The following is a 13,080-nucleotide window of genomic DNA, read 5'->3' as shown; positions in this document are numbered from 1 at the left end:
ATTTCATTAAAACAAGATTCGTTCAAACAAAAAATCACCTACTGTTTAGTTTTGATAAAATATTTTCAATAAGAAAAACTTAAAGATAATTTAATTAAAAACAGTCGATCAAATTATTTTATTTATTCCATAGTACACATATTGACCACCCACAATATTTTCTATAATTTCATAAACGATGAAAATAAAAACACTTTAAAATAATAAGGAAAAGAAATGGATCACTTAAAATCCGACTCACCCAACAATTCGCCATGTGTTGATTGTACAAAAGACCCAATTGAATCTCTGAAAGCCATGTTTGTAGATATGGTACAAGCTGGGAGAATTCGCAAAGGTCAATGCCCTGCCATGCGACCAGTATTTCTTAAACCACACGGAATAGCCGCTGCTGAATTCAAAATCCGTGATGATTTACCCGAGAAGTTCCGTATCGGCTTATTTTCAAATTTAGGCAAAAGTTACCCGACTTGGGTTCGCTTTTCATCCGACACCACACCAACAAATACAGACTTCAAATCTACCCTTGGTATTGGAATCAAACTATTTGATGTTGAGGGGGAAAAATACTCGGCAACCCTGATGCGAGTACATTTGATTTCCTTATGCAGAATTTTGATGCATTTTTTGTCGACACTGCAAAAGATATGTGTGAATTTACCAAAGCTGGTGTAGTCGATGGGAACTACGATCCTTACCTAAAAGCTCATCCCAAAACTTCAGAATTGCTGGATGCGATGGCAAAACCGGTTGCCAGTGTTTTAGCTTCCGCTTACTGGAGTGGCTTGCCTTTTCAATTCGGTCAGAATGAATATGTAAAATATAAATTAGAACCTGTTTTTTATCTTGACCCACCAAACCATTCGCCTAATGACCCTTCTTATTTAGCCAACGACTTAATCTCAAGATTAAAAGTCTCTGAAGCACGATTCCGTTTCATGATCCAACTCAGAACAGATCCTGAACGTATGCCATTAGACGAAGCAACTGTTGTCTGGCCGGAAGATTTAAGTCCACCTATTCATGTCGCAGATATTGTGATACCGATTCAAGATATCTCTGCTCGAGGACAAGCCCAGTACGGTGAGAACTTAGCAATGAATATTTGGCGCGTCACCGCTGAACATGCCCCTGTGGGTTCTATCGCAGACGCTAGACGTGTTGTTTACGCAGCTTCAGCAGAGTTACGCCGTAATGTAAATGGTGTGCCTTTAGGTGAACCTGATACTCCTCGCGCTGTTATTTCACCTGCAGCGGGTATTGATACCCGAATTGTTCGTGCAGCAATCCATCCGGCAATTGGGGTCGCTCGTGTAGGTGATAGTGAAAATGAGTTTTTTATTGGCCCTGAGCTTGTCGATGCCCCAGCTGACCCAACCCAGCAACCCAATAATTATCGAGATAAGACGGGCGCAATCAAAAGGCAAGCAGCTCGATTCCGTATCTATGGCTACAATGCTGCTGGTGACGTAGTTCGTGAGCTGAATCCTGACAATGCAGATATTGTCTGGACTGTCCATGTTGCCAACCGTAAAGCTGAATGGTATCAATTTCAGTATGCACTGGACATACCAGAAGCCGTCAATGCTCCCGATAATGCGTTCACGCTACGTAATCCCAAAGTCAAACCAGCCAATCGACATAAATTAGCCATTGATCCAGGTCCACGCAGTATTTTTGGTCGTAATGTTTCTGGTGGTGCTGAACATCGTTTTGATACTGGAACTTTTCAAGCAGCAGCGGAACAAGCTGTGACGGTGCCTTTAGGTGAAATTCAAACAGATGAAAATGGACACTTATTATTCCTAGGTGGACATGGTAAATCAGCATCTCCAACCCATGCACCTGTTTATGATCCAGACCATCCGCCAAGCTTTAATAATGCTGATGATTGGTATTATGACACATCCGATGGCCCAGTCACTGCAACAGTTTCCATAAATGGAATCGAGATACCCGTTGAATCTGCGTGGGTTGTTGTTGCTCCACCCAACTATGCACCAGATGTTGTGAGCTGGCGAACCATGTACGACCTTATGTGTGATGTCTACGTCAATGCAGGTTGGATGGTTATGCCAGAGAAGCCATCCTTTACTAAAGACATTTGGCCACTCTTGAAACGTCTAGGCGGTTTACAGTGGGTAAATAAAGGTTTTGCAGCCTATTTTGGCAAAGGCTGTCCAATGGATTTTAATAACCCTGCACTGCTGGCTAAACTTTCATTCCAATCAAAGAATAAAAATTTAGCTGATCCATATAGTGAATTACGCCGTGCCATCTTGCATAGTTTCAGACCATCCAAACCTAGCGTAGCTGAGCCAGTACAATGGCCACATATCTGGCCTTGGATTTATGGCGATGCATTTGGAAGCTTTCCAGAAAATGGGCCCGGCAATATGCTGACTATGACGGGTTTACAAGAAGGTCTACTCCGAAACTGGGTAGACGGAAATTTTATCGATGATTGGTCTAATGAAGAAATTAAGCCTCCTTCATCCTTAGATCAAGTTCCACTACAAGATCAACCTCATACATTAGATCAGGCAGCCTTGCATTATTGTCTGGCAGATACCTTCCATCCCGGTTGTGAAATGACATGGCCGATGCGTCATGCCAGTATGTATAGTTCACCATTCAGAATCAGATTACGCGCAGCTACAAATCCCGAACCAGACTATGGCTCAACAATGACACCAATCAAAGTTCAGCAAGTTGATGGTCCCTTATATGCTCAAGTCGCAGGCAGTATTACCCGCTGGATGGCAGTCCCATGGCAAGGAGATACTGCATTCTGCCGCTCTGGATACGATCCAGATTTCGATCCCTATCTTCCATCATTTTGGGCAGCCCGTGTTCCAAACCACGTTCTCACAGAACAAGACTACCAGAAAGTTATAAATCCTGAGCTGCCTAGAGAAGAACGTATCACCGCCTTTAATTAACGTCACAGTTGGCTACGTGCAATCCAGAATGCAGATACTGCCGAAGTGATGAAACGTATGATTGCTCAATTTAATGAACTTGGTATTGTTGAAGTTCGCGCAGGTGTAAAAGACGATCCAGATATTCCTGAATATATCTATGTTGAAACACTGATTGCTGGTCAATTAAAAACGGCTGCCGAACATGCAACCAACTTGTTAGAAAGTAAGATTGAACCACTTACTGACTTAGAAAAAGCAGGTTGGGCAAGTCATGAACAGTTATTGGCATTCCGCTCTGTTCGTGTACAAAAACGCTAAATGAATAACTTAAGTGTAGATGTATGTATAGCGGGTTGTGGGCCTGCTGGACTTATAGCTGCAAGACAACTTGCTTTGGCTGGGTTATCGGTGTGTACCATTGATAACCCAAGCCATAAAGTACATAAATTTGGTGAAACACTCCCCGGATCGGCAATTCGTTTATTAACCAAACTCGGCCTTCAATCAATTGTTGAGCGTTTACAAACAGAGCAACATGCCAATGGCTACTATTCACCTCGTGTCGGTGGAAATATGTCTTTTTGGGGAAGCGAGTCTCCCATAATTTCTGATGCCCTACATGATCCCTATGGGTTTGGGCTTCGAATTGATCGGCAGAAATTCGATCTGCTTTTATCGCTGCATGCTCATGTTGAGGGAATCGTACAATTTAGTGCAAACATTTTGGATTTAAAAAAAGATCATAATATTTGGAACATTCAATTGGAATGTGGCAAATCCATTGCAACAAAATGGATCGTTGATGCAACAGGCCGCAGCGCTAAAATCATCCGCCTACTCGGTATTCAGCGCCATCGTGGTGTACCATTGGTTGCGCTATATCGAACATTTAAACCTGAGAAAAGTATTTCACTCAGTAAAACCATCATTTCATCGCATAAAAATGGATGGTTATATGCAGGGAAGATTTCAGAACAAAAATGGGTTCTTGGCTATCACACAATCCCGAAAACCGCAGCAGCACTTCACAACCACCCTATTCACTGGGACGAAATAATTAAAACAAATACGATCATACCTGAGCTTTTTGGTGAATTAGATTTTGGAAAAAATATCTTTTGTCATGACGTTCGAAGTGTTTGGTTAAAACAGGGTTTGGGTGAAGGCTGGATTGCTTGCGGTGATGCATTATTGGCATTTGATCCAATTGCAGGACAAGGTTTGTTTAATGCAATTTATACAGGAATGAAAGCCGCAGAAACGATTGTACAATACGATCAAAATAATGATGCCCATCAACACTATTTAGCTGAAACTCATCAAATTATTAAAATCTATGAAAATCGAAGATATTCATTATATAGGCAAGAACAAAGATGGTTGAATAGTCCATTTTGGAAAGCACATCAAATGACCACTGGCTAAGCTAGACCAAACGATGAGCGCAAATATAAAAATCATTAGATCAGCGTATTTCTTCTACTCGTGATCTTTTAATTCATAGGCATGTTGCTAAACTGATTTATGTTAGGGAGCAGATATATGTTAGATCTGATAGCTTTGGTACGTTTTGGTTTATTTTTCACAATCACCCCTATACTGATCAGTATGAGTGGATGCGCTTATCATCCTCAAAAATCAAACATTTTGGCCAATACACATAAAATCCCTTATCCAACAATTGATACGGAATTAGGTGAAAAGTTACAGCCGAACGAGAATATTTTGGCTGCACAAATTTCTGAGCAAATTGGACAAAATATCCGTAAACAGTACGCAGCAGGCCATGTGTTACGTGATGCACATCCTAAAGCACATGGCTGTGTTCGGGCAGAATTCCATGTCTCGAAATCATTACCATCAAATCTAGCGAAGGGAATTTTCATTCCTGATAAAACATATTCAGCCTGGATTCGGTTTTCTAATGCTTCAGGAGATGCCACACAAGCTGACAGTAAAAAAGATGCTCGCGGCATGGCAATCAAAATTCTAGGCGTTACTGGAAAAAAGATCATGGAAAATGATGATCAAGCAATGACTCAAGATTTTATTATGATTAATCATCCCGTATTTTTTGTAGATCAACCTGATCGCTATTTATCCTTTATACAGAATATAAATAGTGGAAGTACGCTCAAAAAATTGCAGATCCCTTTTGTGTTGGGTTTGCAGGGAACCATGAATGCTCTTAGAGCGAGAAATTCAAGAATTTCCAATCCAATACAAGCCCGATATTGGTCAATGGTACCCTATCAATTAGGATTAGGCACTGACCGTCAGGCAGTTAAATATTCAGCAAGGTCTTGTTCTCAAAACACAACACTAGTGCCAGATCACCCCAATCATGACTTCTTGAGAGAAGCGCTTCGAAATAGCTTACAAAAAGGTGATGCATGTATGGAGTTTCTGATCCAACCGAGAACATCAAATAAAATGCTCGTAGAAGATTCGATGACTGAGTGGAAAGAAGCTCAAGCTCCATTTTATAAAGTTGCAACAATCCAAATACCTCAACAAACTTTTGATACAACTGATCAAAATGAATTTTGTGAGAATCTTTCATTTACCCCATGGCATTCACTGCCTGAGCATAAACCCTTAGGTGCTATAAATAGATTGCGTAAAGTGATTTACGAAAATATTAGTACAATCCGACATGAAATGAATTCTACTCAAAGAAAAGAACCACTATAAACGCTTTTGTAGATATTCAATTGAGTGGACCATTCATGATCTTATATTAACTTGATAGTAACTTGGCGTTGTTATAAGACTTGTGGAACAGATTAGAATTTATCATTGTATTTAATTAAGCGATTGAATTAAATAAACATAAAAAAGCCCATCTATCGATAGGCTTTTTTCACTGCTCTAATTTATTAGATCACAGTGATAAGTGTCGCTTGTGGTCCTTTTTTACCTTGACCAGGAACATAAGAAACACGTTGACCTTCATTCAAAACCTTGAAGCCATTGCTTTGAATTTCGCTGAAATGAGCAAATAGATCTTCGCCAGAATCAGCTTGAATGAAACCAAAACCTTTAGTTTCGTTGAACCACTTAACAGTACCAGTAGCTTTATCAGACATACTTTTAAACCTTTTAAACTTTGTTTATTAATGGATCAAACTTTAATTTTGATCCAATCTATCTTTACTAAAAAAGATACTACCATTGTGTGAATTATCTATGTCAAACGATAAAGCTGGTTAACATCAGTGTAGAAACTTTTTCCATCTAAATTAAAGTCAATCTCTTGACCAGACTCTAGAAGTACTCTCTTTCCAACTTCAACCCATTTAAAACCTAGCAACGTATTCTGTTGACGTTTAAGTGGGATAATTTGCACACAAATTTCATTGCCATTACTGGCTTTGGCCATACGCCATTCATTAATAATTTTTAACACAAAATCACTCATTTCTGAGCTCGTGTGATTGATTCGATTTACTATAACGCTAGACAGATGAGAAGAAGATAACTGCATTTCTAGAATCTAATAATTTTTAGCTTTATTTAGGATTATGTAAGCTAATTCAATTGCTATTTGTTCTTTCCAGAATAGCAACTATAAATACATCACAGAGCAAAATTAATTAAGTCGGTTGGTAGCGGGAGCTGGATTTGAACCAACGACCTTCGGGTTATGAGCCCGACGAGCTACCAGACTGCTCCATCCCGCACCGACGAGTTAGCTTTATAGGCGCTTTAACTTAATTATGCAAGTTTAATATTAATTAATAGCAACAAGAGCTCAATTTACAGTCGATTCACCAATATTTTGGAGTTTAACGACACTTTTACTTGAATTTGGGTTGTATCAGTTTTTCACAGATGTTAGATAAAAATAAGAAGAAAGTGAAAAAAGTAATATGTGGTACTACTCTCCTCAAAGCATACCTACATAAATATGCCTAATTTTTTAGAAGCTTAGCTCTTTTCATTCAGAGCGGATAAATTAGTATCAATTATTCAAAAATATTTACTTGAGTCTGCCCATCTATAGAAAATATACACTTCCCTTTGAATTCTTGCGCATTCCCCAACTCATTTTCGGCGCAGAACTCTAAGTAAATATATACGTCTCCACTTTTTTGATTTATATAGTAATTACCACGTAAATTATCATTAAAACTCACCGTCTTTTTCTTTATTACATTAGAAAGTACCAGTTTTTTGCACTTTTCAATCATTTTTTCTTTATTTAAATTAATTTCGGATTTCCGAATATAAGCAGAGCTTTTACTCAAATCTCTAATATTTTTTTGATTATCATTCTCAATTATATAAGAATCAAATTCTGTAATAACATTAGAGTCTTTGCTCTTATAATCTTCAAAACTTTCACACCCCAATAAACCTAACATGATGGTGAAAGCTAAGATATTTTTCACTTTAGTAATCTATATAATCAAAAATAACAATATAACAAAAATAATCAATTATGACAAAATTAAAGATCCTTCATAGTCCCATAATTTATTTTATTGATTAATTTTACACCTTAAGTTGAATTTAAAAATTCATTTCAAAAAACCACTACCTTAAGTTTTTGATATATATTAATTTTATAGAAACATAATTTTCATTCCAACCATAAACGACTTAGAGCTTAATTAGTTTTAAGCTTATTTTATGATATAAAAATTAAAATATTCCTAATAAAAACTTTTCAACTTATTAACGCACCTTCTATTTTAAGTTTATAGAATAGATTTCATTTTTCACTTTATTATTCAAATTTTTATTGTGAAAATAATTCATACTAAGCATGTCGGGAGTATAAATAGCTATTTCCCTATCATCCTCCAATCATAGCTTACTTAGGCTAGAAACATATTTAGATCATCAAATCATTTAAAAAGTCTTGTTCTCTAATTTCGATCTACATTGAATTGATTTAGTAAAGCTATAAATGATATTCAGCGTCTTCCAAACCTAGATAGATCTTGTTTTTCACTTTTACTTATTAATTACATAGCGCTTACATAAATTCAGCCAATAAAAAAGCACTTACAATTAATGCATGTAAGTGCTTGATATATATGGTGGGCCCACCGTGACTTGAACACGGGACCAACGGATTATGAGTCCGCTGCTCTAACCAACTGAGCTATAGGCCCTAAACTTAAATCATATTTTATGTATGATTAATGCTGCCTGATCTTAGTCAAATTTAACTTAAATTACAAGCAGATGATTTTATCAAATTACGAAAATAATGTTAAAAATCATAAACTGCGCTGATTCTATCTGATCTGTGCAGCTTGAGTAAAGATCATATTGCACTATTTTGATCATTAATAAGACATCCAATTTTTTTCATCTGGTGTTTTAGGATATGTATTTTCCTGAAAACTCGTATTACACTGCTGCGACTCAAAGCCTATGATGATAAACATGAAAAAATTTTTAGGAAAATCTATTTTTAAAGCAACAGGTTGGGAATATAACGTTGACCCAAGTATTTTAGAAAAGAAACAAGTCATTATCGGCTTCGAGCATACCTCCAACTTAGACACCATCCTTTCTCTCGCTTTATTTGAAATTTTAGAACTCAAAATTCATACTCTGATCAAAAAAGAACTATTCAAAGGTCCGTTAAAACCAATTTTAGAACGTTTAGGTGGCATTCCTGTCGACCGTAAAGCCAATAAAGATATCGTGACGCAAATGGTTGAGCTGTTTAATCAAAATGACAGCTTTAATCTAGTGATTGCGCCTGAGGCAACACGTGCAAAAGATGGTGAAGAACGCAAAGCAATTCGTACTGGTTTTTGGCATATCGCTAAAGCTGCCAATGTGCCAATTATTTTGATGTATGCCAATGCTCGTACTAAGCAAGGTGGCATTCTAGGTAAAATTTATCCAAGCGATTTACAGTCAGATCTAGAAAAGATCAAAGAACTTTATGCTGAATACGACATAGACGTAAAAATTAGCTAATTGATCTCATCTATTTGATCAATCTTTGACGCTTGATCAAGATTTTCAAGTTTGAATATGAGCGATGCTAGTTTTCAACAAAACCATCGCTATGCTAATATTCCTGCACTTTTTTTAAGTTTTATTTTTTGGAGTTACTTCCATGGCGGGTCATTCTAAATGGGCCAATATTAAGCATCGTAAAGCTAAACAAGATGCAAGTCGCGGTAAGGTTTTTACTAAATACATCCGTGAAATCGTAACCGCTGCACGTTTGGGCGGGCCAGATGCGGCGAGTAACCCTCGTTTGCGTGCTGTTGTTGAAAAAGCACTTTCAGTAAATATGACACGTGACACGATTAATCGTGCAATTCAACGTGGTGCTGGCGGTGAAGATAATGATGATTTAAAAGAAATCACCTATGAAGGTTACGGTGTTGGTGGTGTTGCAGTTATTGTTGAAACAATGACAGACAACTTAAACCGTACTGTTCCAGATGTGCGTCACTGTTTCAGCAAAACCAACGGTAATTTGGGGACCAATGGTTCTGTTGCCTACTTGTTTACCAAGCGTGGCGAAATCTCTTTTGAAGATGTTTCTTTAGAAGACAAAATCATGGATATCGCATTAGAAGCGGGTGCAGATGATATCGAGATTGATGAAGACAGTATCTTGGTGATCACTAGCCCAGAAAGCTTTGGTGATGTTCAGGATGCCCTTACAGCAGCAGGTTTAAAATCTGACAATGCTGAAGTTGTGATGAGCCCATCGACTAAAGCTGAGATCACCGATATCGATCAAGCAAAACAAATCTTGAAAATGATTGATATGCTTGAAGATCTTGATGATGTTCAAAACGTCTATACCAACGTTGAATTCTCTGAAGAAGTTTTAGCGCAACTTGATGCTTAATTCTTTCAGATGATAAAAGATGCATCTTTTTAGATGCATTTTTTATAGCTTATTTAAAAGTTTATAGCAGTTAAAGACATTATATTCTTTGATCACGAAGCTTGAATGTAGTGCGACGACACTATCAATCTTACCAATACGGCGTAATAGAATTTCACTATAGTCATCCATATTGCGTGCTACCAATTCCAAAATAAAATCTGCGCTCTGCCCAGTCACTAAAAAGGCATTGGTCACTTCAGGAATATCTTCAATTTCTTGTAGGAATTTATCAAAAGTTTCACTGTCATGTTTGCTCAATGAGACCTGTAAAAGAATATGTAAACTAAAGCCTAGTTTATTAAAATTGATTTCTCGTTTGAGCTGTCCCATCACTTGGGATTCAATCAGGTTTTTAATGCGTCGATGTACTGAACTAACCGAAAGGTTAATACGTTCTGATAGCTCATTCAGATTGACATCTTCATGGGTCAAAATTTCAAGAATTTGTTTATCAAAACGATCTAATTCCATTCTACAGTCCTCACTTTCAATCGATGTTTTTATCGGAACTGCTCACAGTAATTTTTAAGGGTCAAGGGAAAACATTCGTTTAACTTTTGACAATGCTGCATGGATAACGCAAACATGATTCCGATAAATTTTTGGTTTATCTTTGTCTCAAAGCCGAAACAAGACCTTTTGAGCAACTGTTCAACTGATCTCCCAATAGTTGAACAACTCGTTTCGATCCCCATCACACCCTGAAACATAAGATAACAAAGCCTTTTTATAATTATTTCCCTCTTTTCAGTTTTTTTAAAGTAAATTTGGCAATAATTTCTAATATTTTCTGCTTAAAACGAATTTTCTTTTAAAAATTAATTTTATTCCCTGATTATTTTTTGCTTTATCAACAATTTTTCAATTTTCTTTCTCATAAAAAAGCCCCGATTTTATTAATCAGGGCTTTTTTATGGAAAATTTGATTTACAAACCACGCCAATCGACTCGTGCATTACGCTCAGTAGCATAAATACGCTGTACATACTGTCCAATCGGCAGATCTGATAAATAGTCATAATATTGCTTCAGTTCACCATCAAACTGTTCAATATCGTCATTCTCGAGTTCCCAAGGCGTACCTTTGATCACCAATAATGGTGCAAGAATAGAACAGACTGAAATGTCCGCTAAACCAAGCCGATCACCGACCATGTAACGCCCTTGATTATCAATCAAACGCTGGTTGAGATCAGTAATCAACTCGGTCATACGTAGTTTGGACTGTGCTACTTTTTCAGGGCTCAATTTATAGTTCGTCGAAACCAGACTTTTTAATATTGGTTTAGAAATCTTCTCAAACTGACGTAAATAGCCTTGTTCACCCATCATGATTTCAAGCGGATGATCACCCACTGACAGTGCGTGTGCCAATGACCAGCGACGAACATGTACACCAAGTTCATCAGTCAATTTGTCGATTTCTAAAGCTTGCTCGCGTAACTGCTCATCACGTCTCAATAACGCATGTTCAGGATATGTCGTATCAAGATATAAAGCGATTTGTGTTGAATCAGCAACCCACCGCTTATCATCTTTCAGCATCGGCAATAAATATTGCCCAGACTTTAGATAAGTAAACGCACGATGGAAACCTGGAATTAAATTATGTGCCACATAGTCCAATTCCTTATGATCTAACAACCAGCGAGCTTTTTCACAATAGTGAGACAAAGGAAATTGGTATAAAACCCGCATAAACTCTCCAAATTTATTTTTCTACTCGATCAAACATAAGGTTTTCCCTACTTTAGAAGTAAAAGTTAATGAATACAATGTCCTTTTCGTTCGATCTTTTTTAATTTTGGCGAAGTCGCTTTATAAATTTTCATGGTGAGAATATTCCTCTCATTCATAGAAAACGAATTTTCATACTGTTTAATAAATCAGCAATAAATTCAAATTATTGTTTTATATGTATATTTAATATTAATTTTTCTGTTATTTTTCTCATAAAAAATGCTTAGGAATTATTGTGATATACAAGCCATAACTGATGGTTTAGTTGAAAAGTAAAACTTTTGTAAAGTGTCTCTTATCTATTAGAGGTGCTCACATGTCCAGTAATCAATCAGTGATTCAAGTTCAAACACAACTGATTTCAAATGATCAGCAGGCCATCAATGCTGCCTATCAAGTTGCTGACTTTGCATTAGAAGATCGAAATAATCGAGATCAAAATCGTGTTTTACCCACTGAACAAATCATTCAGTTTAGCCAAAAAGGTCTCGGGGGAATCCGTGTACCACAACAATATGGTGGTGCTTTTGTCTCCAATAAAACCTTAGCCCATGTGTTTCGTATTTTAAGTAAAGCCGATGCCAATGTTGGACAAATTCCACAAAACCAATTTGGCCTTTTAAATTTTATTAATATCACAGGTTCCGATGCGCAAAAGCAGTTTATCTACGCTGAAATTCTGGCAGGCAAACGTATTGCCAATGGTGGACCAGAAAAGAATTCTAAGGATACCAAAGCCATTCAAACCACTTTAAGGTTGGAAAATGGTCAATACTTTTTATACGGGGAAAAGTTTTACTCTACAGGTACCAGCTTTGCAGATTGGTTAGCGATTCGTGCCTTGCATCCAGATGGCTACACCGTACTGGCGATCGTTGATCGACATGCTGCTGGTGTTGAAGTGATTAATGACTGGAATGGCTTTGGTCAACGTACTACAGCCAGTGGAACGGTAAAACTACACAATGTCGTTGTTGATCCTACACTATTTTTTGATGAGCGTATTATTGCCGATACCCCAAATGTTCGCGGTGCTTATTCTCAACTTTTACAGGTTGCCATTGATGTTGGCATTGCCGAAGCTGCCTTTGATGACACCTTATCCAGCATTCGTAAAGCACGTCCCATTATTGATGCAGGCGTAGAAAAAGCCAGTGAAGAACATTACACCTTACAAGAAGTTGGCAAACTCAATATCCTGCTCGATGCAGCCATTTTATTACTGGATGATGCAGCAGAATATCTAGATGAACTGGATCAACTTACAGAAATTTCTGCGGAACAAGCCGCTCGTGCTTCTATTCTAGTGGCAGAAGCAAAGATCTATGCCAATGATGCTGCCCTGCATATCTCAGAAAAATTACTCGAACTTGGTGGAAGCCGTGCCAGCCTGAGCCAACATAATCTTGATCAGCATTGGCGCAATGCTCGCGTACATACCTTACATGATCCTGTGCGTTGGAAATTCCATGCCATCGGTGATTATTACCTCAATGGTACACACCCTGCCCGCCATGCCTGGATTTAAGGAGCAAA

10 protein-coding genes, 2 tRNA genes and 1 pseudogene are annotated in these 13,080 nt (G+C 37.6%); 6 read left to right on the top strand and 7 right to left on the bottom strand.

What is annotated here, in order from left to right; genetic code table 11:
* The first annotated feature begins 216 nt into the window (after positions 1 to 216).
* The 3 genes and pseudogenes from F896_RS0119770 (at position 217) to F896_RS11415 (ending at position 5,618) form a co-directional block, all read left to right on the top strand.
* Positions 217 to 3,242, top strand: a pseudogene (locus F896_RS0119770) (LodA/GoxA family CTQ-dependent oxidase).
* A complete protein-coding gene (locus tag F896_RS11410; RefSeq protein WP_016163418.1) occupies positions 3,243 to 4,349 on the top strand; it encodes an FAD-dependent monooxygenase in 1,107 nt (368 codons plus the stop codon).
* A 117-nt stretch (positions 4,350 to 4,466) separates the two neighbouring features.
* Positions 4,467 to 5,618, top strand: coding sequence for a catalase family protein (locus tag F896_RS11415; RefSeq protein WP_016163417.1), 1,152 nt, complete (start codon positions 4,467 to 4,469; stop codon positions 5,616 to 5,618).
* 185 nt (positions 5,619 to 5,803) lie between these two features.
* On the opposite strand, the gene F896_RS11420 is transcribed toward F896_RS11415, so the two are convergent.
* The 5 genes from F896_RS11420 to F896_RS11440 all read right to left on the bottom strand — a co-directional run bounded on the left by F896_RS11420 (position 5,804) and on the right by F896_RS11440 (position 8,047).
* The gene (locus tag F896_RS11420; protein WP_004807805.1) at positions 5,804 to 6,013 is read right to left on the bottom strand and encodes a cold-shock protein; all 210 of its coding nucleotides are present in this window, start codon (positions 6,011 to 6,013) and stop codon (positions 5,804 to 5,806) included.
* Positions 6,014 to 6,111: 98 nt separating this feature from the next.
* A complete protein-coding gene (locus F896_RS11425; RefSeq protein WP_004807806.1) occupies positions 6,112 to 6,345 on the bottom strand; it encodes a hypothetical protein in 234 nt (77 codons plus the stop codon).
* Positions 6,346 to 6,530: 185 nt separating this feature from the next.
* A tRNA-Met gene (locus F896_RS11430) sits at positions 6,531 to 6,607 on the bottom strand.
* 285 nt (positions 6,608 to 6,892) lie between these two features.
* Positions 6,893 to 7,291, bottom strand: a complete 399-nt coding sequence (locus F896_RS11435) for a hypothetical protein (RefSeq protein ID WP_016163416.1) — start codon at positions 7,289 to 7,291, stop codon at positions 6,893 to 6,895.
* A 679-nt stretch (positions 7,292 to 7,970) separates the two neighbouring features.
* A tRNA-Ile gene (locus tag F896_RS11440) sits at positions 7,971 to 8,047 on the bottom strand.
* Positions 8,048 to 8,324: 277 nt separating this feature from the next.
* Between F896_RS11440 and F896_RS11445 the strand changes: the two genes are divergently transcribed.
* A complete protein-coding gene (locus F896_RS11445) occupies positions 8,325 to 8,870 on the top strand; it encodes a 1-acyl-sn-glycerol-3-phosphate acyltransferase (RefSeq protein ID WP_032882164.1) in 546 nt (181 codons plus the stop codon).
* A gap of 142 nt (positions 8,871 to 9,012) precedes the next feature.
* Positions 9,013 to 9,762: a YebC/PmpR family DNA-binding transcriptional regulator gene (locus F896_RS11450; protein ID WP_004807814.1), complete on the top strand. Its 750-nt coding sequence runs from the start codon at positions 9,013 to 9,015 to the stop codon at positions 9,760 to 9,762.
* Between the two features lie 42 nt (positions 9,763 to 9,804).
* On the opposite strand, the gene F896_RS11455 is transcribed toward F896_RS11450, so the two are convergent.
* Together F896_RS11455 and F896_RS11460 are read right to left on the bottom strand one after the other, a co-directional pair.
* Positions 9,805 to 10,275, bottom strand: coding sequence for an Lrp/AsnC family transcriptional regulator (locus tag F896_RS11455; protein WP_004661600.1), 471 nt, complete (start codon positions 10,273 to 10,275; stop codon positions 9,805 to 9,807).
* 456 nt (positions 10,276 to 10,731) lie between these two features.
* A complete protein-coding gene (locus tag F896_RS11460) occupies positions 10,732 to 11,502 on the bottom strand; it encodes a glutathione S-transferase family protein (RefSeq protein ID WP_016163414.1) in 771 nt (256 codons plus the stop codon).
* Positions 11,503 to 11,860: 358 nt separating this feature from the next.
* Between F896_RS11460 and F896_RS11465 the strand changes: the two genes are divergently transcribed.
* Entirely contained in the window at positions 11,861 to 13,072 is a 1,212-nt protein-coding gene (locus F896_RS11465) for an SfnB family sulfur acquisition oxidoreductase (RefSeq protein WP_016163413.1), read from the top strand.
* Positions 13,073 to 13,080: the final 8 nt, after the last annotated feature.

Origin of the sequence: Acinetobacter genomosp. 15BJ (genome assembly GCF_000400715.1) — a bacterium.
Taxonomy (GTDB): Bacteria; Pseudomonadota; Gammaproteobacteria; order Pseudomonadales; family Moraxellaceae; genus Acinetobacter.
Note: the sequence above shows the minus strand (reverse complement) of the source record. Positions and strands in the feature narration are given on the sequence as shown.

What these genes read in the sequence shown, in the direction of transcription:
- F896_RS11415 (WP_016163417.1), top strand. Translation starts at nt 4,467, where the DNA reads ATGTTAGATCTGATAGCTTTGGTACGTTTTGGTTTATTTTTCACAATC.
- F896_RS11445 (WP_032882164.1), top strand. Translation starts at nt 8,325, where the DNA reads ATGAAAAAATTTTTAGGAAAATCTATTTTTAAAGCAACAGGTTGGGAA.
- F896_RS11435 (WP_016163416.1), bottom strand. Translation starts at nt 7,291, where the DNA reads ATGTTAGGTTTATTGGGGTGTGAAAGTTTTGAAGATTATAAGAGCAAA.
- F896_RS11425 (WP_004807806.1), bottom strand. Translation starts at nt 6,345, where the DNA reads ATGAGTGATTTTGTGTTAAAAATTATTAATGAATGGCGTATGGCCAAA.
- F896_RS11460 (WP_016163414.1), bottom strand. Translation starts at nt 11,502, where the DNA reads ATGCGGGTTTTATACCAATTTCCTTTGTCTCACTATTGTGAAAAAGCT.
- F896_RS11410 (WP_016163418.1), top strand. Translation starts at nt 3,243, where the DNA reads ATGAATAACTTAAGTGTAGATGTATGTATAGCGGGTTGTGGGCCTGCT.
- F896_RS11420 (WP_004807805.1), bottom strand. Translation starts at nt 6,013, where the DNA reads ATGTCTGATAAAGCTACTGGTACTGTTAAGTGGTTCAACGAAACTAAA.
- F896_RS11465 (WP_016163413.1), top strand. Translation starts at nt 11,861, where the DNA reads ATGTCCAGTAATCAATCAGTGATTCAAGTTCAAACACAACTGATTTCA.
- F896_RS11455 (WP_004661600.1), bottom strand. Translation starts at nt 10,275, where the DNA reads ATGGAATTAGATCGTTTTGATAAACAAATTCTTGAAATTTTGACCCAT.
- F896_RS11450 (WP_004807814.1), top strand. Translation starts at nt 9,013, where the DNA reads ATGGCGGGTCATTCTAAATGGGCCAATATTAAGCATCGTAAAGCTAAA.